The 23735-nt window shown below is 53.2% G+C and carries 18 protein-coding genes, 1 other RNA gene, 1 pseudogene and 1 riboswitch; of the genes and pseudogenes, 18 read left to right on the top strand and 2 right to left on the bottom strand.

All coding sequences use genetic code 11. From position 1 onward, the window contains the following. Positions 1-260: 260 nt before the first annotated feature. The 11 genes from BLQ99_RS11570 to lysA all read left to right on the top strand — a co-directional run bounded on the left by BLQ99_RS11570 (position 261) and on the right by lysA (position 14836). A complete protein-coding gene (locus tag BLQ99_RS11570; protein WP_093691156.1) occupies positions 261-2222 on the top strand; it encodes a transporter substrate-binding domain-containing protein in 1962 nt (653 codons plus the stop codon). A gap of 19 nt (positions 2223-2241) precedes the next feature. Next, on the top strand, positions 2242-3609 hold the full coding sequence (locus tag BLQ99_RS11565; protein ID WP_093691154.1) for a sigma-54-dependent transcriptional regulator: 1368 nt from the start codon (positions 2242-2244) through the stop codon (positions 3607-3609). A gap of 416 nt (positions 3610-4025) precedes the next feature. Next, positions 4026-5261, top strand: a complete 1236-nt coding sequence (gltS, locus tag BLQ99_RS11560) for a sodium/glutamate symporter (protein WP_216093666.1) — start codon at positions 4026-4028, stop codon at positions 5259-5261. A gap of 39 nt (positions 5262-5300) precedes the next feature. Next, complete coding sequence (ftcD, locus tag BLQ99_RS11555; RefSeq protein WP_093691152.1) at positions 5301-6191, top strand: glutamate formimidoyltransferase; 891 nt, start codon at positions 5301-5303, stop codon at positions 6189-6191. Positions 6192-6200: 9 nt separating this feature from the next. Continuing rightward, positions 6201-6824, top strand: coding sequence for a cyclodeaminase/cyclohydrolase family protein (locus tag BLQ99_RS11550; protein WP_093691150.1), 624 nt, complete (start codon positions 6201-6203; stop codon positions 6822-6824). A 304-nt stretch (positions 6825-7128) separates the two neighbouring features. Next, a complete protein-coding gene (gene secG / locus BLQ99_RS11545; RefSeq protein ID WP_093691148.1) occupies positions 7129-7359 on the top strand; it encodes a preprotein translocase subunit SecG in 231 nt (76 codons plus the stop codon). 88 nt (positions 7360-7447) lie between these two features. Continuing rightward, positions 7448-9448 carry a sodium-translocating pyrophosphatase gene (locus tag BLQ99_RS11540; protein ID WP_093691146.1) on the top strand — a complete coding sequence of 667 codons (2001 nt, stop codon included), beginning with the start codon at positions 7448-7450 and terminating at the stop codon, positions 9446-9448. A 268-nt stretch (positions 9449-9716) separates the two neighbouring features. Continuing rightward, positions 9717-10451, top strand: a complete 735-nt coding sequence (locus BLQ99_RS11535; protein WP_093691144.1) for an alpha/beta hydrolase — start codon at positions 9717-9719, stop codon at positions 10449-10451. 1 nt (position 10452) lies between these two features. Further along, positions 10453-10845 (top strand): PaaI family thioesterase, encoded by a 393-nt coding sequence (locus tag BLQ99_RS11530; protein WP_093691142.1) that lies wholly within the window; start codon positions 10453-10455, stop codon positions 10843-10845. Positions 10846-10871: 26 nt separating this feature from the next. After that, positions 10872-13145, top strand: a complete 2274-nt coding sequence (rnr, locus tag BLQ99_RS11525) for a ribonuclease R (RefSeq protein WP_093691140.1) — start codon at positions 10872-10874, stop codon at positions 13143-13145. Between the two features lie 105 nt (positions 13146-13250). Further along, positions 13251-13430, top strand: a riboswitch (Lysine riboswitch). 119 nt (positions 13431-13549) lie between these two features. Then, positions 13550-14836, top strand: a complete 1287-nt coding sequence (gene lysA / locus BLQ99_RS11515; protein WP_093691136.1) for a diaminopimelate decarboxylase — start codon at positions 13550-13552, stop codon at positions 14834-14836. Between the two features lie 288 nt (positions 14837-15124). Here the strand turns inward: lysA and BLQ99_RS11510 are convergent, their stop codons facing one another. After that, the gene (locus tag BLQ99_RS11510; protein WP_093691134.1) at positions 15125-16357 is read right to left on the bottom strand and encodes an LL-diaminopimelate aminotransferase; all 1233 of its coding nucleotides are present in this window, start codon (positions 16355-16357) and stop codon (positions 15125-15127) included. A 204-nt stretch (positions 16358-16561) separates the two neighbouring features. Here BLQ99_RS11510 and BLQ99_RS11505 point away from each other — a divergent pair, with 204 nt between their 5' ends. Then, positions 16562-17965 carry an FMN-binding glutamate synthase family protein gene (locus BLQ99_RS11505; RefSeq protein ID WP_093691132.1) on the top strand — a complete coding sequence of 468 codons (1404 nt, stop codon included), beginning with the start codon at positions 16562-16564 and terminating at the stop codon, positions 17963-17965. 49 nt (positions 17966-18014) lie between these two features. Here BLQ99_RS11505 and BLQ99_RS11500 read toward each other — a convergent pair whose 3' ends face one another. After that, a complete protein-coding gene (locus BLQ99_RS11500) occupies positions 18015-18401 on the bottom strand; it encodes a RidA family protein (protein ID WP_093691130.1) in 387 nt (128 codons plus the stop codon). Between the two features lie 313 nt (positions 18402-18714). Between BLQ99_RS11500 and BLQ99_RS11495 the strand changes: the two genes are divergently transcribed. From BLQ99_RS11495 to BLQ99_RS11470, 6 genes and pseudogenes are all read left to right on the top strand, one after another. Next, positions 18715-19362 (top strand): helix-turn-helix transcriptional regulator, encoded by a 648-nt coding sequence (locus tag BLQ99_RS11495; RefSeq protein ID WP_093691129.1) that lies wholly within the window; start codon positions 18715-18717, stop codon positions 19360-19362. A 73-nt stretch (positions 19363-19435) separates the two neighbouring features. Then, positions 19436-20641, top strand: a complete 1206-nt coding sequence (locus tag BLQ99_RS11490) for a threonine synthase (protein WP_093691128.1) — start codon at positions 19436-19438, stop codon at positions 20639-20641. A 138-nt stretch (positions 20642-20779) separates the two neighbouring features. Next, positions 20780-22354: an MASE3 domain-containing protein gene (locus BLQ99_RS11485; RefSeq protein WP_093691127.1), complete on the top strand. Its 1575-nt coding sequence runs from the start codon at positions 20780-20782 to the stop codon at positions 22352-22354. Between the two features lie 79 nt (positions 22355-22433). After that, on the top strand, positions 22434-22904 hold the full coding sequence (gene smpB / locus BLQ99_RS11480) for an SsrA-binding protein SmpB (RefSeq protein ID WP_093691125.1): 471 nt from the start codon (positions 22434-22436) through the stop codon (positions 22902-22904). Between the two features lie 92 nt (positions 22905-22996). Next, positions 22997-23345: a transfer-messenger RNA gene (gene ssrA / locus BLQ99_RS11475) on the top strand. 172 nt (positions 23346-23517) lie between these two features. After that, a pseudogene (locus BLQ99_RS11470) lies at positions 23518-23735 on the top strand (ISLre2 family transposase); the annotation flags it as partial.

Here is a 23735-nt window from a genome sequence, read left to right as displayed (position 1 = left end):
TTTTATTATTGGTATGAGGTATGAAGTATGAGGTATGAAGTATGAGGTGTGGGAGGGAAGTTGTGTGTGCCGGAGCTGGAAGAAATTCAGAAATTCATAACGATGTTGCTTGGTAAATCGGAGAAAGTTAAGCGGTATATAGCAGTAGACGGTCTCGCGCCTAGTGAGGCGAGAGATGGTAAACGAGGATTTCGTTGGCGCTTGTGGAAAATACCATATAAAGCCTTTTTGCACTGGCAATACGGCGGGGGGAGTAACAGATGGGTTTTCAACTGCGGCCGGGCTGGCGCCGCGTCACGATAGTTTTGTGCCTGGTCATGGCTGTCGCTCAGCCTTTGGCGATAGCAGACATCCCGGAAAATAAAGTCCTCGTCGTGGCCGGCGATGAAAACTTTCCTCCTTATGAATTCATTGACGAAATAAACGGCGCCAAGGTATACCGGGGTTTTAACGTCGACCTTCTCCAGGCCGTCGCCCTGTCCTGCGGCTACGAGATCCGGTTTCGCCCCATGCCCTGGGCCGAGGCGCTCCGGGCGCTGGATAACGGCGAAGTGGATGCCGTTGCCGGCATGAAATATGATGCCGAGCGGGAAAAACGGTACGACTTTTCCGAAGCGTACATGATCAATTCCCAGGCCATTTTTGTACTGAAAGACATGCAGGCCATTGCATCGTTGGACGACCTGACCGGGAGAAAGGTAGCCGTACAACAGGACGATATTGCCTATCACCGCCTGAAGAACCGGCCGGTCGAGTTGGTGCCTGCCGCCGACCAGGAAGAAGCCCTCCGCCTGCTGCTTGGACGCAAAGTTGACGCCGCCGTGGGCAACAAGCTGACAGGACAGTACATCCTGCAGCGCATGAAGAACGTCGATGAGGTAAAGACGGTTGGCGGCGCCATCGACCCGGAGCGTTATGCCGTCGCCGTCAGGAAAGGCAGCCCCGTGCTGGCCGTCTTTAACAAGGGCTTGCAAGCGATTAAGCAAAACGGCACTTATGACAAACTGTACGCCAAATGGTTCGGTGAGCCGGTCGATTATCCGGCCTGGTACTATAAACGCAATTTTAAGCTCGCCCTGTTCGGCGCCGGTTTTTTGTTCATCTTAGCCATAGCGTTCGTGTTGGCCAACTTGTTGCTTAAGCGGGAAGTAAAGCGGCGCGTCCGCCAGCTGGAAGCGGTGAACGACGAACTTAGGCGGACCAACAAATATATTGAGCGGGCCCATAAGTATCAGGAAAAAATGCTCAACAGCGGCTATAGCGGCATTGTTACCATCGGGCAGGACGGCGGCATCAAATTTGCCAATCAGTATGCCCAGCGGTACTTGGCCCGGGACGGCCGGCCGCTTGCCGGCCTGGATTACACGGAAACGGCTCTTGCCGACCTGCTCGGCAACTGCCCACCGTGCGGAATGGAAAGGTGGGCGGGCGAAGTCATGCTGGGGCGGGTTGGTATCGAATATACCGTTGATGTTTTGCAGGTCGATGACGAGAGGGATATTATCGTTCATTTCCGCGACATTACGCAGGAAAAACAGCTCCGCGAGGAAATTATCAAGAAGGACAAGCTGGAAGCATTGGGGAAGCTCGTGGCCTGTATCGCCCATGAGCTGCGCAATCCTTTGACCTCGATCAAAACGTTTGTTGAACTCTTGCCGACCAAGTACGACAACCCGCTGTTCCGGAAAAAAATCAGCGAGTTTGTTCCCCGTGAAATTGAACGGCTGAATAGTATCGTTAACGATCTTTTAACCTATGCTCATCCCCGTACGCAAGCGCGGGAACAGATTACGCTCAAATCGCTTGTTGACGGTATCATGGTGTTTTTTGCCGACACCGTCGCCAAGAAAAACATTGACCTGCAAGTAGATATTGCCGATGCGGTGTTTGTTTATGTTGATATGCAGCAGATGAAACAGGTCATTATAAATATTTTGTTAAATGCCATTCAAGCCTTGGAGGAGCGCCCGAGTCCCCGGCTGCAGATTGTCGGCGAAGGGCAGGACGGTTATGCCATATTAACAATAACGGACAATGGCGTGGGCATCAGCCGGGAAAACATTAATCACATCTTTGAACCGTTTTTTAGCACCAAGTCCGGCGGGACCGGACTGGGGCTGTTTGTCAGCTATCAGTTGGCCAAACAGAACGGCGTTGATATTGCCGTTGAGAGCGTAGAAAATGTCGGGACCAAAGTAAGGCTGAAGTTTCCGGCGAAATAGCCGTGACAGGGGGGAGAATATGTATAAAGTACTGATTGTGGACGATGAACCGGCTATTTGCGCCTCACTGGCCTTTGCCCTGGAGGAGACCTATACGGTTTTTACGGCCGGCTCGACCGATGAAGCGCTAGCCATAATTGCGGCGCAGGAAATAGATATTGTCCTCCTGGATTTAAAGCTGGGAGGTGAAGACGGACTGGAAGCGCTCAGCCGGATTAAGCGGTATGACGACAGCATTATCGTCATTATCATGACGGCGTACGGCAGCATTAAATCGTCGGTGACCGCCATGAGGGCAGGGGCGTTCTACTACCTTACCAAGCCCATCAATATGGATGAATTGTCCATGTTGCTGGTCAACGCCCGGGAGTACCGGGGGATGCGGTCAAGAGTACAATATTTGAACCACAAGTTGACTGAGTTTTATGAAATATCGGGGATGGTGGGCAAGTCGGCGGCGATGCGGCAAATTCTCAGCCAGATCGACAAGGCGCGCCAGGTCGATTCCAATGTCCTCATAACGGGAGAGAGCGGAACAGGCAAAGAACTGGTGGCCAAAGCGCTCCATTACCTAAGCGCGCGTCGGCAGGAGCCTTTTGAAGTGGTCAACTGCGCCGCTATTCCGACCGAACTTTTGGAGAGCGAGCTTTTCGGGTATGAGAAGGGCGCTTTTACCGGCGCCGTGCAGCGTAAGAAAGGGCTGTTTGAACTGGCCGACCGGGGGACGATATTCCTTGATGAGATCGGCGAAATGGATATGAAAATGCAGGCCAAACTGCTGCGCGTTGTCCAGGAAAAAGAAATCGTGCCCCTTGGCTGTGGCCAGCGGCGAAAGATTGACGTGCGGATTATTTGCGCCACCAACCGCGATTTAAAAAAGATGATTGCCGAGGGGAAATTCCGGGAGGACTTGTATTTCCGCCTTAACGTGGTGACCATCAACCTGCCCCCGCTTAGGGAGCGGCGGGAAGATATCCCGCTTTTAGTGGAACACTTTATCGGCAAATACAACAAAAAAATGGCCCGGCAGATCAAAAGCATTGAGCCGGAAGCGCTACGGCTGCTGTCCAAGTATGAGTTTAAGGGAAATGTGCGGGAGTTGGAAAACATTATCGAAAGAGCGATGGTGTTTGCCGAGGACAGTACCTTACGGGTAAGCAACCTGCCCGCGGAGGTGCGGGAAGCCGGCGGAGAAGAAGGCGGTAGCCGTGCCGAAGCCAGTCTGCTCATACCGGTTTATATCGGCGACGATTTAAAGCTTGTTGAACGGAAAGTCATTACCCGGACTTTGCAGCATTTTCGGGGCGATAAGGCCAAGTGCGCCCAGGTGCTGAAAATCAGTGAACGCAAATTATGGTATAAGATAAAAGAATATGGCTTGCGGTAACTTGTGCAATTTTTGCAAAAGGAGCATTTTTTTCTGCAAAAATTGCAGAATTTTTGCAATAAGCAAAATATCTTTAACCGCGGAGATATTCATGCTGATAAATCGGCACCACAAATAATGAAAATTTTTTCTAACCGCGGAGAACACAGAGGCGCGATATTCATCGCGCTAAACTTAAAAATTATTCCTCTGTGTCCTACCCTGAAAAGCGTAAAACCGCAAAGTGCGCAAAGAACGCAAAGGGCTACGCGCGCGACAGTTGTCGCGCGAGATTAGTTCAAAAACTTACTTTTCATCGCTTGTGGTGCCAATTTATTGGCATGAATATCTCTGTGGTTCCCTTATTTCGGCTTGCGGCGGCTGGTATGAAACTTGCATATTAAAGGGGTGAGAATAAGTAACAGGAGGGATGCAGTGTGAGTTTTGAACTGGTCAACAAAGTTTGGGTCATGAAACTGGATATTGTGGCTACGGTGGCCATATCGGTGCTACTGCTGATGTTTGGCAGTTGGGTGCGGCGGACCTTTCCGTTCTTCGTCCGGTTTTGTATACCGGCGGCCGTAATCGGTGGATTTAGTTTCTCGATTTTGGCCTGGGCGCTCAAAGAGGCCAACTTGCTAACTTTTAAACTGGATACCACCCTCCAAATGCCATTTATGATTGCCTTCTTTACCACTGTTGGCCTTGGTGGAAGCCTGGGGCTGATTAAAAAGGGCGGAAAATCGCTAATTATCTATTTGGTAAGCTGCTGGATCCTGGCGGTAATGCAAAACGTCGTCGGCGCCGGCACGGCCATGCTGACAGGCATTCATCCCGTGCTGGGGGTCATGGCCGGCGCGGTCTCGCTGGAAGGCGGAATGGGAGCGGCCTCGGCGTTTGGCCCGACGGCCGAACAGCTGGGCGTGCAGGGCGCGTTTGTCGTAGCCGTTGCTTCGGCTACTTACGGGCTCATCAGCGGCGGACTGATGGGCGGTCCGCTGGCCAAGTGGCTTATCGAGCGCTACGACTTGCCCATCGAAACAAGCGAGGAAAACCTGGAGGGATTGCACCAAGCTGTTACTGCCGAACAGGATGATCCCGTCACCAGCGACAAAGTATTGTCGATGATGGCGCTCATTCTGGTAGTAATGGTGCTGGGCGCGCTGGGTTCGGCCAAAATCAAGGATGCTACCGGTTTTGTCCTGCCGGGGTATGTCGGGGCAATGTTTGTGGCCGTACTGTTCCGCAATATCAATGACATTAAGCCTTTTGTCAAAATGCACGATAAAACGGTAGACCTGATTGCGGACGTCAGCCTGGGCATCTTCCTGACTATGGCAATGATGTCGCTAAAAATTTGGGAACTGTACAGTCTGGCGCTGCCGCTCATCATCATTTTGGCCGTCCAAACCGTCTTTATGTTCATTTTCTGCATTTACTTCCTGTTCCCGCTGCTGGGTCGCAATTATGACGCCGCCGTTATGTGCGCCGGCATGATCGGCCACGGCCTTGGTGCTACGCCGAACGCGGTTGCCAATATGAGCGCCGTCGCCGAGCGGTATGGCGTCGTTTCCCGTAAAGCGTTTTTGATCGTGCCCTTATGCGGCGCGGTGCTGATTGATATTGTCGGTATTCCTAATATCGTCTGGTTTATCAACTATTTTACAAAATAACTAATTCATCGCCAGATGGGTTAAGAGAGGAGAAGTCGTATGGAGAAACTGGTCGAATGCGTGCCTAATTTCAGCGAGGGCCGGCGGGCTGACGTCATTGAGGCCATTGTCGGCGAAATCCGGAAAATAGACGGCGTCAAACTGCTCGACGTCAAACCGGACGCCAGCCATAACCGCACGGTAGTAACGTTTGTGGGCGAGCCGCAAGCGGCGAAACAGGCGGCATTTAGCGCCTGCAAGAAGGCGGCTGAGCTGATTGACATGGAAAAACACCAAGGCGAGCACCCGCGGATTGGCGCGACCGACGTCATTCCCTTCGTACCGGTGCGGGGGGTGACGATGGAAGAGTGTGTTCAGCTCGCCAACGAGTTGGGACAGGAAATCGCCGAAAAACTTGAGATCCCGGTCTACTTGTACGAGGCGGCGGCCAAAATGCCCAGCCGGGTGAAGCTGCCCGACATCCGCAAAGGCGAATATGAAGGGCTCAAACAAGATATTACCAAACCCGAGCGTCATCCCGACTACGGGCCGCCCCGCATGCACCCCACCGCCGGGGCTACGGTGGTCGGCGCCCGCCAGTTTTTAATCGCCTTCAATATCAACCTCGGGACAAGCGACGTAACCATTGCCAAGAAAATCGCCAACGCCATCCGGGAGGCCAGAGGCGGCTATAAATACTGCCGGGCCATTGGCGTCATGCTTGAAGACCGCAATATAGCCCAGGTATCGATCAATATGGTCGACTATACCGGCACGCCGTTGTATCGCGTGTTTGAGACCGTCAAATCCGAGGCGGCCCGCTACGGTGTCAATGTGGTGGGCAGCGAAATCATCGGCATGGTTCCCCTCCAGGCGCTCTTGGATGTGGCGGAGTTTTACCTGCGACTCGAAGGGTTTGAACGCAAGCAGGTATTTGAAGAAAATCTGTAGGTGGTTATTATGCTGGTAAACAAGACAATTGTTGAATTTATCGACGAACTGGCCTCGGCTTCACCGGCGCCGGGCGGCGGCAGCACCGCCGCCCTCGCCGGCGCCCTGGGGGCGGCGCTGTGCGCGATGGTGGCGAAGCTGACAAGCGGCGACAAGTTTCAGGACGTTGCCGCCGAAGTCCGGGAAATCAGCGCCGCGGCCAGCGACTTGAAAGATCGCCTGCTCCGCTATGTGGACGAAGACACCGCGGCCTTTAACAAAGTGATGGCGGCCTATCGGCTTCCTAAACAAGCGGCGGAAGAAAAAGAGCGGCGGACGGCGGCAATTCAGCAGGCGCTGAAGGAAGCGGCCGACCTGCCCATGGCGGTGGCGCAGGCTTGTTTGGACGTATTGCGGCTGGCCGTCCGCGTCATCAAGGTCGGCAATCCCAATGCCGCCAGCGATGCGGCGGTCGCCGGCGCCTTAGCCTATGCCGCGCTGCAGGGCGCACTGTATAACGTGAAAATAAATCTGTCTTCCATCAAAGACGAAGAATATACGACCCGTATGAAAGCCAAAATTGTCGAGGTAGTTGAGCGGTCCGTCAACGCGAACCGGGAAATCGAAGACCTGGCGCAAGCGATCATCAGGTGAGCTAGAGCCATGTATAGGGCGAATTTGTGAAGTAAAGTCGAAGACGGCGGCAAGTTTTAACTAAGATAAAAGTGTGTAAGGCGGGTTAATTATGAATCCCGCCTTTTTTATATGAGGAAGTATTGGTTCTGCGCGAGGAACAATTGATTAGGTTATTTTTTAACCAGGCTAGTCTACTTTGCCAAATATTTGGCAATAATGTATATAAATACGGGTACACAAAAATATTTGTAAGACATTGTCAATGTAAAAAGGGGTGTGATAAAATAAAATGGTACAAAGGTGGGTAGGGGGTGTTAGGTAAGTGGTAACGGCATTGATGATATTGGAAGCCATCCTGTCGATTCTTTTGATTGCTTCGGTGGTGCTGCAGTCAGGGCGAAGCGCCGGCATGGGCGGAGCAATCGCCGGTGGCGCTGAGACGCTGTTTGGCGGTAAAAAGAAAGGCATTGACGAGCTATTGGCAAAGGCGACTATGTTTCTTGCTGTGCTGTTCGGCATCGTTACGATGATCTTGGTCAAAGTTATGCAGTAGTTTCTCTGCACCTCAATGGCCTACATTGGGGTCTTTTTAAGCATTTTTACGGGACAACCCGCGGTAAATAAGGAGGAACAAGAGCTACATGGATTTGCTATTTATTGCGCCGGGCGCTGGCTTACTCGCCCTGCTGTTCGCCGCTTACCTGGCCGGCAGCGTGCTGAAAGAAAGCCCCGGCAACCAGAAGATGCAGGAAATCTCCCAGGCGATCTTTGAAGGGGCCATGGCTTTCCTTAACCGTCAGTATAAGACCCTTATTCCCTTCACCGTTGCCATCTTTCTCATTTTATACTTCATTGACGGGTACAAATTGGCCGTATCGTTCCTGGTTGGCGCCGTGTCCTCGGCCATTGCCGGCTATGTGGGCATGAGCTCCACCACGAAGTCCAACGCCCGCACAACCGAAGCGGCCCGCCATAGCCTTAACAAAGCCCTGAGCGTGTCGTTCCGCGCCGGCGCCGTTATGGGCATGTCGGTGGCCGGTCTTGGTCTTTTAGGCGTATCGGTGCTGTACATAATTTTCGGCGATCCTGTCGTTATCAACAGTTTTGCCTTTGGCGCCAGCGCCATTGCGTTCTTTGCCCGGATCGGCGGCGGCATCTATACTAAAGCCGCGGACGTAGGCGCCGACCTGGTCGGCAAAGTGGAAGCAGGGATCCCGGAGGACGACCCGCGCAATCCTGCCGTTATCGCTGACAACGTCGGCGACAACGTCGGCGACACGGCCGGCATGGGCGCCGACCTGTTTGAATCCTACGCTGCTACGACCATCGCCGCCATGCTGATTGGCAACAGCATTTATGGCGTAAACGGGGTACTTTTCCCGCTGCTCATCGGCGCTGCCGGCATTGCGGCCGCCATCGTCAGCACCTTCTTTGTCCGCACCGGCGAGGATGGCGATCCCCAAGCCGCCCTCAACCGCGGGCTGTGGGGCACCAACATCATTACCGCGGTCATTGCCTATATTTTTGCGACGCAAATTTTCGGCGCCAAAGGCTTTGGCATTTTCATCGCCATTGTGGCCGGCCTAGCCGTTAACGTCCTTGTCGGCATCATTACCGAATACTATACCTCCAACGCCCATAAACCCACCCAGCATATCGCCGACGCTTCCCAGACCGGTCCGGCTACCAATATTATTACCGGCGTGGCCACCGGCCTGCGCAGTACCGGTATTCCGATGGTTGTCTTCGCCATCGCCACCTGGCTGGCGTACAGCCAAGCGGGCATCTACGGCATCGCCATGGCGGCCATGGGCATGCTGTGCACCGCCGGTATGGTCGTGGCCGTTGACTCGTTCGGCCCTGTCGCCGACAATGCCGGCGGCATTGCCGAAATGGCCGAGCTGGGTCCCGAAATCCGGAAAACAACGGACAAGCTGGACTCGGTGGGTAACACCACGGCGGCCATCGCCAAAGGCTTCGCCATCGGCTCGGCCGCTCTCACCGCACTCGCGCTGTTTACCGCGTTCGGCGAAGAAGTGGCCAAGAACCCGAAACTGTCCGGCCTGCTGGTCGACGGCAAACTGGTCGTCAACCTCACCGAGCCGGGGGTCATCATCGGTATCTTCCTCGGCGCCACCTTGCCGTTCATCGTGTGCGCCCTGACCATGGAAGCTGTCGGTAAAGCGGCCTTTGAAATGATCGGCGAAGTCCGCCGCCAGTTCCGCGAGATTCCCGGGATCATGGAAGGTACCGGCCGCCCCGACTATGCGAAGTGTGTCGATATCAGCACCAAGGCGGCGATTCGCGAAATGATCGCGCCTGGCTTGTTCGCCGTTGGCACGCCGCTGCTTGTCGGCTTCCTGCTCGGCGCCAAAGCGCTTGCCGGATTTTTGGCCGGCACCACCGCCGCCGGCGTGCTGCTCGCCATCTTCATGTCCAATGCGGGCGGTGCCTGGGACAATGCCAAGAAGTACATTGAAGCCGGCAAATACGGCGGCAAAGGCACGCCGACGCACGCCGCCGCCGTTATCGGCGATACGGTAGGCGACCCCTTCAAGGATACTTCCGGCCCGGCGATGAACCCGCTCATCAAAGTTGCCGGTACCATCTCCCTCATCATCGCACCGATGTTGTTCTTCTAACACTGAAAGCGCCAGGTCTAGCCCTGGCGCTTTTTAACTATGGAAAATGGTAAGCGGAAAGTAGAAAGTGGTATGAAGTATGAAGTATGAGGTATGAGGTATGAGGTAAGTGGTGGAATGATGTTGCTTTCTATTGCTTGTGGCGCCATTTATTGGCATGATCATCTTTGCGGTTTTATTAAAAAGGCGCGTTAGCGCTTTTGTTCTTGCGGCGGTGTTTAGAATTGCCTGATAATGGTATAATGATAATACCATAGGAGGTGGTCTGGTGGCGATTATCCGTGGCGCCGAGCCGTTTTTGCTGCCGGGCGGCGACTACGGCGTGCTGCTGGTGCACGGCTTCACCGGTTCGCCGGCCGAGATGCGGCTGGCCGGGCAGTACCTGCACGACCGCGGCTATACCGTGCTGGCGCCCCGTCTTTGCGGCCATGGCACAAACGAGCGGGAAATGCGTTTGACGGTTTGGCCGCATTGGTACGGCGCCGTTGAGGACGGCTATCATCTGCTGCGGGGACTGTGCCGCAAAGTCGCCGCCGTTGGCTTGTCGATGGGCGGACTAATGGTGCTGAAATTGGCGGCCGAATACCCTGTGGACAAGGTGGTTTCCCTCAGCGCCCCGATCTACATTGCCGACCGGCGGCTGCACCTGTTGCCGGCATACCGGCTCTTTCGGCGCTATATTCCGAAGAAACGCAAACGCTATGACGTCGACCCTATTTACACCGTCGGCTATGACCGCACGCCGCTAGATTGTGTTACCAGTTTATTGGCACTTATCAAGCATGTTGATAAGCTGCTGCCGGTGATTACGGCGCCGGCCCTCGTCATTCAGTCCCAGGCCGAGCATACCGTGCGGCCCGAAAGTGCCCGCCACATTTTTGACCGCCTGGGGAGCGCCGACAAACAGCTCATTTGGCTCCGGCGGTCAGGGCACGTGGTGACGCTGGATGTCGAACGGGACGAGGTTTTTGCCCAGATAGACGTGTTTTTGAGGAGAGAGTGAGATGGATCAGCGAAACGAGTGGTGCTTCGCCTGCGGGCGACTAAATCCGATCGGTCTGAAATTAACTTTTCGGGAAGAAAACAATACATATGTCACTAATTTTACCGCCGGGCCGGAGCATCAGGGGTATGACGGCATCGTCCACGGCGGTATTGTCAGTACCCTGCTCGATGAAATCATGGCCCGCTATATTTATGCCAAAGGGATGAATGCCGTAACCGCCAGGCTGGAGGTGCGGTACCGCCAGCCCACTCCGGTTGGACAGGCCCTGACGGTTGTCGGTTGGATCGTGGCCAAGCGGGGCCGCATCTATGAACTGGCCGGCGAGGTACGCCTGCCGGACGGCACGGTGACGGCCGAAGGCAAGGCGCTCGTTGCCGTCGTTGACAAATAAATGTATAAATAAAAGGACGGGAGAACATGGGAAAAACGGCCTTAAGGGATAAGATCCTTAATTTTATGCGCAATGACGCCTACCGGCCGCTTACTGCTGAGGACCTAGCGGAGGAAATGGGCCTTAAGGGCAAGGAACTGATCGATTTTTGGCCGATCCTGCATGAGCTGGAAGCCGAAGCTCTGATTATCAAGACCCGCTACGGCAAGTACGGTGTGCCGGAGCGCATGAACCTCATCGTGGGCCGTTTCCATGCCAGCGGCAAGGGTTACGGTTTCGTTGTTCCTGACAACCCCGAAGAGCCGGATATTTATATTACTGCTGATGCCGCTATGACGGCCATGCACAACGACCGGGTCGTCGCCCGCATTCATCGCCGCACCCCTGTCCACGGCAAAAAGCGGGAAGGCGAAATTATCCGCATTGTCGAGCGGGCCAACCACCGGATCGTCGGCACCTTCGCGGCCAGCCGCCACTATGGCTTTGTCGTCCCCGACGACCCCCGCCTGGGGCAGGACATCTTCGTGCCCAAAGGCGAAAGAAACGGCGCCAAGGACAATGCCAAAGTAGTGGTGGAAATCACCAAGTGGCCTGAGCGGCAGCGGAGCGCCGAAGGGCGGATTGTGGAAGTACTGGGGCAAAAAGGCGACCCAGGGATCGAAATTTTATCCATCATTACCAAGCACAATCTGCCCCGGTCCTTTCCGCCGGAGGTGGAACGGGCGGCGGCTGACGCGCCGGCAGAGATCAGTGCGGCGGAACTGGCGGGACGGCGCGATCTCCGTGACCTGCCCATCGTCACGATTGACGCCGAGGACGCGAAAGACCTGGATGATGCCGTCCATGTCGAGCGGCTGTCCGCCGGCCGCTATCTGCTCGGCGTCCACATCGCCGACGTGAGCTACTATGTGCGGGAAAATACCCCGCTCGACGTCGAAGCCCGCCGCCGGGGAACAAGCGTCTATTTGGTCGACCGGGTGCTGCCGATGCTGCCGCCGCGGCTGTCCAACGGCATTTGCAGCCTTAATGCCGGCGAAGACCGCCTGACCTTGTCGGTCCATATGGAAATCGATGCCGGCGGTCGCATTGTCCGCTACGAAATATTTCCCAGCGTAATCCGCGTCCATACGCGTCTGTCCTATAATATCGTGCGGCGGATATTGGTTGACCGGGATGAAAACTTGCGGCGGCAGTATGCCGACCTTGTCGACCACCTGGAGGAAATGGCCCGGCTGTGCCATATCCTGCGGGAGCGGCGTATGCGCCGCGGAGCCATTGATTTCGATTTCCCGGAAATAAAGGTCAAGCTGGATGAGGAGGGGCGGCCGGTTGAACTGGTCAAGCGGGTCCGCAGTCTGGCCGAGTCCATTATAGAGGAGTTCATGCTGGCGGCCAACGAGACGGTGGCCGAACACCTGCACCGGCTTGGCGTGCCGGCAGTCTACCGCGTTCACGAGGAGCCGGACCCGGAAAAGATGGAAAAGCTCAACGATCTTCTCCATAATTTTGGCCAGCGGTTAACTTCAGTCGACGATATTCATCCGATTGCCCTGCAGAAAGTGCTTACCCGCATTGCCGGCCGGCCGGAAGAGCGGATTATCAGCACGGTTATGCTGCGCTCGCTCAAACAGGCCCGTTATGAGGCGGAAAACCTTGGCCACTTCGGCCTGGCGGCCCGGTATTACACCCATTTTACCTCACCAATCCGCCGCTATCCTGACCTCATCGTCCACCGCATTTTGCGCGAAACTTTCACTACCGGCGAATTGTCGGCCAAGCGGCGGGAAAAGCTGGCCAAAATGCTGCCGGCCGTGGCCCAGCACTCGTCAGAGCGGGAGCGGGCGGCGGCTGAGGCCGAACGGGAGACGGTAGACCTTAAGAAAGTGGAATACATGGCCCGGTTCGTCGGGGACGAATTTCCCGGCATTATCAGCGGGGTGACCGCCTTCGGCCTGTTCGTTGAGCTGGATAACGGCGTCGAAGGACTGGTTCATGTTTCCAGTATGGATGACGACTACTACCAGTTTGCGGAAGAGCAATATGCCCTGATCGGCGAGCGCAGTAAGCGCACCTACCGCCTGGGCGATGCGGTAGCGGTACGGGTGGTGCGCGTCAATCCCGCCGACCGCACCATTGACCTTGCCTTTGCCGCCGAACCGTGGCGGGGCGAAGCTGATAAGGCGGCCAACGACCAAGGCCGGAAAGGGAACAAGGTCAAGGGCAAAACGGGGAATAAACGCCAGTCCAAAAGCGGCGGCAAGGCCAAGGCGGCTGCCAAACCGAAAAACCGCTTGAAATAGCCTTCTCAACGCGGGGGAAGAGAGTCTGCCGTGAAGGCGGGACGGGCGGGAAAAAGTGTTGACACACCTGCCTCGCTTCGGTATACTAGAGACGATAATTAAATATAGTGAGATAGAGGTGCGGCTATTAAGAGTATGCATTCATGAGCAGGCCGGCGATGAAGGGTGCAGAAAGGAATATCCGCCGAAGCAGCAGGTCATGGCCAAGGACCTTCTGCTGGTCTTGCCGCTAAATAAGGGTAAGACTGTCATCCGAGCAAATTCGGGTGGAGCGCTATCTTGCACGGCTAGTATAGGGCTTGGTATAAGCATTTTTAGCGGCTTGCGAGATGGTCTCGCAGGCCGTTTTCATATTAGCTGAGGCGCTCCCGGCCGCATTCAATATTCTAACAGGAGGTATCCTTATGGCAGAGAAAAAGCTCCCCTTTACCAAAGCAAAATTGGAAGAAATCATTCGCCAGCATAAGACGCCTTTTCATATTTATGATGAGAAGGGTATCAGGGAAAATGCCAGAAAGTTGACGGCCGCGTTTGCCTGGGCGCCTGGGTTCAAAGAATATTTCGCCGTAAAAGCAACGCCTAATCCGTATATCCTGCAGATCCTGCGGGAAGAAGGATTCGGCGCCGATTGCAGCTCGCTCGCCGAACTGGTTCTGGCCGAAATGGCCGGCATTACGGGCGAAGAAATTATCTTTTCCTCCAACGACACGCCCGCTGAGGAGTACATTAAAGCCAAACAATTGGGCGCGATCATCAACCTGGACGATATTACCCATATCGAATTTTTAGAAAAACACGCCGGTCTGCCTGAGATTATTTCGTTCCGCTATAATCCCGGGCCGCTCCTTAAACAGGGCAACACCATCATCGGCAAGCCGGAAGAGGCCAAATATGGTTTGACGCGCCAGCAGCTATTTGACGCTTACCGCATCGTGCAGGCCAAAGGGGTTAAGCGGTTCGGCCTGCATACTATGGTCATCTCCAACGAGCTCAATCCGCAGTGCTTTGTCGAAACGGCCAACATGATGTTTGACCTGGCCATTGAAATTTATCAAAAACTTGGCATCAAGGTTGAGTTTATCGATTTGGGCGGCGGTATTGGCATTCCCTACCGTCCCGAGCAACAGCCGGTTGACCTTGCCTATGTGGGTGAAGAAATCCGTAAGGCCTATGAGGCCAAGATTGTCGCTAACGGCCTGCATCCGGTCAAGCTGGCCATGGAATGCGGCCGCATGATCACCGGCCCGTACGGCTATTTGGTGGCACGGGTGTTGCACAAAAAAGAGATTTACAAGAACTACGTCGGGCTTGATGCCTGCATGGCCAATCTGATGCGGCCCGGCATGTATGGTGCGTACCACCACATTACCGTGGCCGGCAAGGAAGATTGGCCGGCTGACCATATTTACGACGTAACCGGCTCACTGTGCGAAAACAACGATAAGTTCGCCATCGACCGTCCGCTGCCCCGCATCGACATTGGCGATATTGTCGTTATCCACGACACCGGCGCCCACGGCCATGCGATGGGCTTCAACTACAACGGCAAACTGCGTTCGGCCGAACTGCTGCTGCGCCCCGACGGCAGCGTCAAACTCATCCGCCGCGCCGAAACCCTTGCCGACCTGTTCGCTACTCTTAACTTTCCCCAGTGCGAACTGAGCCTGGCGGCCGCGTCGACAACCGAATAAAAAAGTCCTGTCAGCGTATGCGCTGACAGGACTTTTTTACTGTGCGAAATTTTTTTAACCGCCAAGTACGCAAAGAGCGCAAAGTAATTTTTAGGCGCGACATGCGTCGCGCCCGTTATACCCTTTGCGGCCTACCCTGAAAAGCGTAAAACCGCAAAGTGCGCAAAGAACGCAAAGGGCTACGCGCGCGACAGTTGTCGCGCGAGATTAGTTCAAAAACTTACTTTTCATGCTTTGTGGTGCCATTTATTGGCATGATTATCTCCGCGGTTCAATACTCGGTTTTCTTTACAGCTTGAGGCGGGTTTTGATGCGCTCGATGGCCCGCTCGGTGTTTTCGCGGCTGCCGAACGCAGTAAGGCGGAAGTAGCCCTCGCCGGAGGGACCGAAGCCGGAGCCCGGTGTACCGACGATATGGGCTTCGGTAAGGAGTTTGTCAAAGAAAGCCCAAGAGTCAAGGTTATGGGGCGTTTTAAGCCAGATATAGGGGGCGTTGACGCCGCCAAAGACCTGCAGGCCCACACTCTCAAGCCCTTCGCGGATGATTTTGGCATTGGTCATATAGTACTGAATGATTTCGCGGATTTGCTTTTGCCCTTCGGGGCTGTAGACGGCTTCGGCGCCCCGCTGGACGATGTAGGGCACGCCGTTGAACTTGGTCGTCTGGCGGCGGTTCCACAACTTGTTGAGCGGATACTTTTCGCCGGCGGCGGTGGAGGCCATGACGGTTTTGGGCACGACCGTGTAGGCGCAGCGCGTGCCGGTGAAGCCGGCCGTTTTCGAGAAGGAGCGGAATTCGATGGCTACTTCTTTCGCACCCTCGATTTCGTAAATGCTGTGGGGAATATCGGGTTCTTGGATGTAGGCTTCATAAGCGGAGTCAAAAAAAATAATCGCGTCGTTCTCCCGGGCATAATCTACCCATTTCTTAAGTTCGGCTTTGGACAGGGTAGTACCGGTCGGGTTATTGGGCACGCATAGATAAATCATGTCCACTTTTTCCTTGGGCAGGGCGGGGACAAAATTGTTTTCGGCGTTGCAGGGGAGATAAACGATTTTTTCAAAGCGGCCGTTTTTATACTCGCCGGTCCGGCCGGCCATGACGTTGCTGTCAAGATAGACCGGATAAACAGGGTCGGTAATGGCCACAATATTGTCGATGCCGAAGATTTCCTGGATGTTGCCGACATCGCTTTTCGAGCCGTCGCTGACAAAGACTTCTTCTACATCCAGCTTCACGCCGCGCGGTGCATAGTCGCCTTCGATGATTTTTTCAATAAGGAATTCGTAGCCTTGCTCAGGACCATAGCCGCGGAAGGTAGCAGCTTGTCCCATTTCATCGACGGCCTTATGAAGGCTTTCGATAACGGCGGGGGCCAGCGGGCGGGTTACATCGCCAATACCAAGGCGGATAATGTCGGCCTCAGGGTTTTCGTTTTTAAACTTGGCGACCCGGCGGGCAATTTCGGCAAAGAGATAACTGCCGGGCAATTTCAGATAGTTTTCATTGATCCTTGCCATGTTTGCTCTCCTTTACGAAAAAACTTTAAGTAATCTACATTATACAATATTATACAATGATTTTTCCAGCGATGGTAGTTTTTCCCCAAAGTTTTCCCGGCATTCCTGCCTAAGTGGGTCGCTGCGGTAAATTTTTAATCAGGTTTTAGATATTTTACGCTCATCCCGTTAAACTATTTATAAAGAAATACGGAGGTGGTTACAATGCTTGCATCCTGGTTGCTGATGAAAATGATGGATCCTATGCTGGATGAAGCTGCCATGAAAATGTTAACCGAAGATTATCCCGATAATCCCTTTCTCATGGTCACGGTGGCGGAAAAACTGTCGCCCCGGGCCATCATGGAAGCGGCAATGCGCTCCGAGCTGGGCAAAGAGCTGACGCGGCCCCTGGGAAGCCCGGTAGTACTTTCGCCGTGGGACAGTATTTTGCTTAATCCCCGGCAGCTCTTTCAATTGCCTTATCCCGATTACACCGCCGTCGACACCCGTACCGTTATCGGGCCCCGGGCTCCAAAGCCGCTCCAGTTGGACATTCCCATTCTGATTACCGGCATGTCTTATGGCGGTTCGCTCAGCCTGCAGATGAAAATGGCCTTGGCCCGCGGCGCCGCGCTGGCGGGAACGGCCACCAACACCGGGGAGTCGGCCGTGACTAACGAAGAGCGGGATAATGCCAAGTACCTTATCGGCCAATATCATCGTGGCGGCCAGCTCAGCGGTCCGGAGCAGCTCAGCCGTTTGGACGCCATCGAAATCCAACTTGGCCAGGGGGCGTGGGGCGGCGCCGTAGATGAACCCATGCCTGGCGACATGATTGGCGAGCATTTGCGCCAAACCTGGAAATTGGCAACGGGGCAGGGGGCTACCGTCTATGCCCGGATGCCTGGTAAGAACAATACGCAGGACTATATTAAAATGATTAATTCCATGAAAGAGCAATACGATGTCCCCGTGGGCGTAAAAATCGCCGGCACCGATTTTCTGGAATACGAGCTGGCCGTTATTGCCCAGACCGAGGCCGATTATATTGTCATCGACGGCTCCGAAGGCGGTACGGCCGCATCTAACCCTACTTTGCAGGACAATGTGGGCTTGCCGACACTGCACTCGTTGGTCAGGGCGGTCAATTGGCTGGAAGAAAACAACCTCCGCGACAAGTTTAGCCTGATCATCACCGGCGGACTTACGACGCCGGGCCATTTCCTGAAAGCGCTGGCCTTGGGTGCCGATGCCGTCTATATTGGTTCCATCGCCCTGATGGCGGCCATGCACACCCAGGTAGCCAAGGCGCTGCCCCAATCGCCGCCAGTACAGTTAGCCCTTTACACCGGTAAGCTGAACGACAAACTGGATATTGACCAAGCGGCAGGCCATCTGGCCAATTTCCTCCGGTCTTGCGTGGCCGAAATGCAGCTCGCTGTCCAGGCTGTTGGCAAGCGGTCGACCAGCGAGCTCAGCCGTGAGGACTTGGTCACGGTCGATAAAGATTTGGCCGAATTTGCCCGCATTCGTTACGCCGGCAGTCCCCGCCGGCCGGAGCAACAGGCGGCAGCCTGCCAGTCGCCGGCCCGGCAAAACCAAGAACAACCGCTGCCGCTGCAGTAGATAAAGCCAAAACCTCCCGGATTTAGCCCGGGAGGTTTTAATCTTGCCTTTATTTATCGGCGACGTAAGCTATTGCTTCGATCTCAATCAGTACGTCTTTCGGCAGGCGGGCCACTTCGACGCAGGAGCGGGCCGGCGGGTTGACGGTGAAGTAAGTGGCGTAGACGGCGTTGATTTTCGCAAAATCGTTCATGTCCTTAATAAAGACCGTTGTTTTTACGACGCTGTCGAGACTGGCGCCGGCTGCCTCAAGGACAGCTTTGACGTTTTTCAGAACTTGGTGGGTCTGCTCTTCTACCGAACCGGTTACAAGTTCCCCGGTAGCCGGATTGATCGGGATTTGCCCGGATGTAAAGACAAGATTTCCGACTTTAATTGCTTGCGAGTACGGTCCAATCGCGGCCGGAGCATTAGCCGTGCTGACAACGGTTAACATTTTTATCCTCCCCTTTACCTTTGTTGGCAAAAACCAACATTTTTCTCTCCAAATAAAGTTTAGGCAGATAAAAATTATCTGTCAACCATGGCGGATTAAAAATTTTTAATAGATTTTATAATTATTTTATAAGAATCGTGAGCAACCGGCATTTTTCCTAAGGCTGCTATTAAACTTTTGCCGTTAGATCATTTTTTGTTTTCAACTTTTTTAATAATTTTTTCTTAAAATAGGAAAAAGAAAAAAGGATTTGGCAAATTTTTGTGGAAGTTTTTTCGAAAAAAGTGGAGTAACCTATATAAGGGGTGGAAACTTGCAACCACTGCATCCAAAATTGCAGGCTCTACTACCGGTAGCTGACGCTATTCATGCCACCGTCGGCGTTTATAGCGAGGTGGTGATCCACGACGTCACCCGGCCGGAACAGTCAGTAGTGTACATCGTAGGGAACGTTACTAACCGCCAGGTTGGCGCGCCGCTCACCGACCTGGTTCTGGAAAATCTGCGCAAGTACGGCGACGATTGCAAGGATATCCTAAACTATGGCACAACGACGCGGGATGGCAAGACGCTGCGGTCGTCGACTACCTTTGTCCGCGACGATGACGGCCATATTATCGGATGCCTGTGCATCAATGTGGACTTGACGCCCATGTTGTCCTGGAAGTATTTTCTGGAGAAAAGCCTGGCCGTAGAAACCGGCGCCGTTAAGGAAACCTTTAGCAATGACGTTTCTGAGGCGCTTAACAGCATAATAAAGTCTATTTTGGAGAATTACCATATTCCTGTCGCCAATTTGCCCCGTGAAGAAAAGCTCAATATTATCAAGCAGCTGGACGAAAAAGGTGTTTTTCTGGTGAAAGGCGCGGTCGACCAGGTGGCCGCCACGCTTGGTGTCTCCAGGTATTCGATCTACAATTACCTGGAAGAGGTCCGCAGCCAAAGAAGTCGCCAGCTCTAACCCCCGCAGCCCCGCGCGTCTGCTACCGGTCTGCAGGCTCAGAGCCTAGATTAGCTAACAAGGAGTGATGTTCATGTACATGAGTCATTTAGAATGCCCCAAATGCGGGGCAACCCATGACCCGCACAAACTGACGCAGCTTTGCTCTTGCGGCTCGCCGCTTTTGGTCCGCTACGATCTGGAAAAGGTCAAAGCCAACTTTAAAAAATCCGACCTTATCGGCCGCAAACCTGATCTCTGGCGGTACCGCGAGCTTTTGCCGCTGGTCGACGAAAAGAATAAAGTGTCGCTTGGCGAGGGCATGACGCCGCTGATTCACTGCGACACGCTTGGCAACGAAATCGGCCTGCCCAATCTGTACCTGAAAGACGAGGGCATTATCCCCAGCGGCACCTTTAAGTCCCGCGGTGCTGCTGTCGGTGTGTCGCGCGCCAAAGAACTGGGCGTTAAAGCCCTGGCGATGCCCACCAATGGCAATGCCGGCGCCGCCTGGGCCATCTACTGCGCCAAAGCGGGAATTAAAGCCTATATTGTAATGCCTGTTGACGCCCCCGCTATTACCCGTAACGAGTGTGCCATCGCCGGTGCCCAGTTCTACCTTGTCAATGGGTTAATCAGTGATGCTGGCAAGATTGTCGGCCGGGCAGTGGCGAAATATGGCTGGATGGATGCTTCCACTTTGAAAGAGCCGTACCGCATTGAAGGCAAGAAGACGATGGGCCTGGAAATCGCCGAGCAGATGAATTGGGAAGTGCCGGACGTCATCCTTTATCCTACCGGCGGCGGGGTTGGCCTGATCGGCATCTACAAAGCGCTGAAAGAACTGCAGGCGATTGGCTGGATCGGCGAAAAACTGCCGCGGCTGGTTGCCGTGCAAGCGGCAGGCTGTGCGCCTATTGTTAAGGCTTACGAGGAGAAGAAGCCGGCTTCCGAGTTCTGGAACAACGCGTCTACGGTGGCTTTCGGCATCACGGTGCCCAAAGCGCTTGGCGACTTCCTCGTCCTTGAAGCAGTATATAATACGGGCGGCTGCGCGGTGGCTGTTTCGGATGAAGAAATCCTGAGAGATCAGGCCGAAATTGCGGCCAAAGAAGGTCTCTTCATCTGCCCCGAAGGCGCAGCTACACTGGCGGCGGCCAAGAAGCTGCTCGCCGACGGTTGGATCAAGCCGCATGAGAAAGTGGTTATGCTCAATACCGGTACCGGCCTTAAATATCCTGACACGGTACGGGTAGAGGTGCCCACTCTCCAACCGGACGAAGATATTCCCGTCGCCTAACGGGAGTGTAAAAAATGCCCGTAGATAATGCATAATCTACGGGCATTTTTAATTGACGAGCAGTAGTGTTTTGGTATAATATGGGAATGTATGCAAAATTAGCAATATTTAGTAAAGGAGATATTAAGGAGACCTAAAATGGAAGACGGTATAACCATCGGACAAAATGTGGCAACGGCGCCAAAGTGGCTAATAAATTCGACTAAAACGGGCGCCGCATTACTTTTGTTAATTTTACTATCGGCCTATATCAGTTTTACAAACTACTTGCTATTTCACAGTCTTATCGAGCTATTCTCGGTTATCATCGCGTTCAGTGTCTTTATCATTGCGGTAAATACACATAAAATTGCGACAAACAATTATTTTATGTTTGTCGGCATTGCCTATGGTTTTGTGGGCGGTTTTAATTTACTCCATGCCTTGGCTTACAAAGGAATGGGTATCTTTGCCTCGGGCGGCGCCAACCTTGCTACGCAGCTCTGGGTTATCACCAGATATATCGAAAGCGTATCCTTGTTAATAGCCCCTCTCTTCTTTTACCGGCCCCTGCGGCTAACTGCGGTTCTCGCAGCCTACACAGCAGTTTCGGGTTTGTTGCTTTTATCCGTTTTTTATTGGCAAATATTTCCTGATTGTTTTATTGACTCGCATGGGCTTACGTTTTTTAAGAAGCTAAGCGAATATATCATTTGCGTAATTCTGTTATTGGCCTTCGAGGTGACCTGGTCGCACAAAAAGTATTATCATCCAACGGTACTGCCGTTTTTACTGCTGGTGTTTTTAACAACAATAATGGCTGAGCTTTGTTTTACTTTTTATGTTGATGTCTATGGCCTTTCAAATATGTTTGGTCATCTCTTTAAGTTTGCGTCGTTCTATTTTACGTATAAAGCCATGGTTGCCACCAACTTGCAAGAACCCCATAAACTTCTCTATTATAAGTTAGGAGCGGCCAAGCAAGAAATTGAAGAACGCAAACAAGCCGAGCAGGTCTTACAGGCCTATATTGAAGAGCTGAAACAGACTAAAAGCGTATTACGGGAAAAAGAAAAATTGGTGTTTGCCGGCCAGATAGCTGCCAGCATGGCCCATGAAATAAAAAACCCGTTAACTACGGTTCGCGGGTATGCCCAGCTTTTGCAGAAAAGATATAATCACGACCAAAAACTTGTCGATTGCATGGCTTCCATTATCGCCGAAGTCGATCAGGCCAGCAGTGTCATCGACGGATTTATGCAACTGGCCTGTCCAACGCCGCCGGTGACGAAAAAACAAGCGCTCGGCGCTATCGTTGAGGAAATTATTGGCGCGATTGACCGGCAGGCATTTTTGCATGGCATTGAAATAGAGTATTACTGTTATGAAAAGCTGCCCGAATGCTTATTGGACAAAAACCAAATCAGGCAAGCTTTATTAAATATTTGTCAAAATGCAATCGAAGCAATGCCGGGCGGCGGGAAACTCGGGCTCCGGCTTGGCAGGGCCGGAAACGCAGTTTGTGTGGAGATTGCCGATACCGGTTGCGGCATTCCGGCCGAACAGTTGCCCAACCTCGGGGTACCTTTTTATACATCAAAAGTGAACCGCACCGGTATGGGGCTTAGCATCGCTTATTCGATTATTAATGCTCATAAGGGGCGGATCGAGGTCGACAGTCAGGTGGGGCAGGGTACCACTTTCCGCATTCTTGTTCCTGCGGTTTCGGTTTAAAATATAGGTTTATTGACGAAACGGGTTTTGTCGTGTATCATATACTTTACGGCTAGATGCTTTACCTGAGGTGGCGCCTATGGACAAGGGGTCGAAAATTAAAATCGTTGCTGAAAACCGCAAGGCGCGGCATGACTTTCATATTCACGAAACTTACGAGGCCGGCATTGTACTGACCGGTACGGAAGTTAAATCGCTGCGGGCTGGCAAAGCCAATTTGAAGGACAGCTATGCCCGCATCGAAAATGCAGAGGTCATGCTGCATAACATGCACATCAGCCCCTACGAGCAGGGGAACCGCTTCAATCACGAGCCGCTGCGCACCCGCAAGCTGCTCCTGCATCGGTATGAGATAAATAAGCTTATCGGCAAGACCAAAGAGAAAGGGTTTACCCTTGTTCCGCTGAAGATTTACTTTACCCGGGGCAAAGCCAAGGTTGAACTGGCTGTTGCTACCGGCAAAAAGCTTTATGACAAGCGGGAGGATATGGCCGAACGGGATGCCAAGCGCGAAATGGACCGGGCGCTGCGGGAAAAACAAAAATATTAATTGCCTAAGTGCTAGGGAGCATGTTATAATTTAATAATAAAATAAATATACTTGCTTTGCGTTTACAGTCGCCATCACCCTCAGCACAGCACGGGGGCGTACTGGTTTCGACAGGGGTAGTTGTGGCATGGGTAGCGAGCCGGGGTTCCATCAGCCCGATAATACGGTGGGCCTAAAGTAAACGCAAACGAAGAATACGCTTTAGCAGCTTAGTCTGCTAACGTCCTACCTACGCTCGCCCGCGGCCTAGGCTAGGGCGTCAATTAGCGGGATACCTGAGGTCCAATTCTCGGAGGACCGACTGGGAAACTTTATCGAGATAGCGCCGGCGAAGCCTGTCTGTAGGCGTCAAAGGGGCGAATTTTAAAATACAGACTGCGCTCGGAGAAGCCCGTGTAGCAATGCCTTTGGACAGGGGTTCGACTCCCCTCGCCTCCACCATATAAAACCTAAATGTCTCATGACCCGCGAATTTCGCGGGTTTTTTGCTATATGTAAATTTGGGGTTAGTGTAAAATTACTGTAGGATTTTTGAGGAAGAAAAAAGAAGAAGACATCACCATCCTTCGACGGGATGAGTAATCCAAAAAGATTACCCAGGGGTGATGTCTTCATGACAGTATTTATTCGATATATCAAAGAGGTTATCCTTTCGAAGTTGGGAGAAGACGAGAAAGAATTTGAGCGTTTATTGTATGAGATGGATTTTCAGAAATTTGAGCGGCTGTTACAAAATAAACTACATGACGTAGGGCGCACGATCGTCAAGGCGGTTTTAGAAAAAATGGACCAGCTGATCAAACAAGATAAGATGCTTCGTCCTGGCTGGGT

The sequence above is a fragment of the Sporolituus thermophilus DSM 23256 genome, assembly GCF_900102435.1.
In the GTDB taxonomy this organism is placed as follows: Bacteria; Bacillota; Negativicutes; order Sporomusales; family Thermosinaceae; genus Thermosinus; species Thermosinus thermophilus.
The sequence above is the reverse complement of the archived record's forward strand: the minus strand, read 5'-3'. Positions and strand labels throughout refer to the sequence as shown.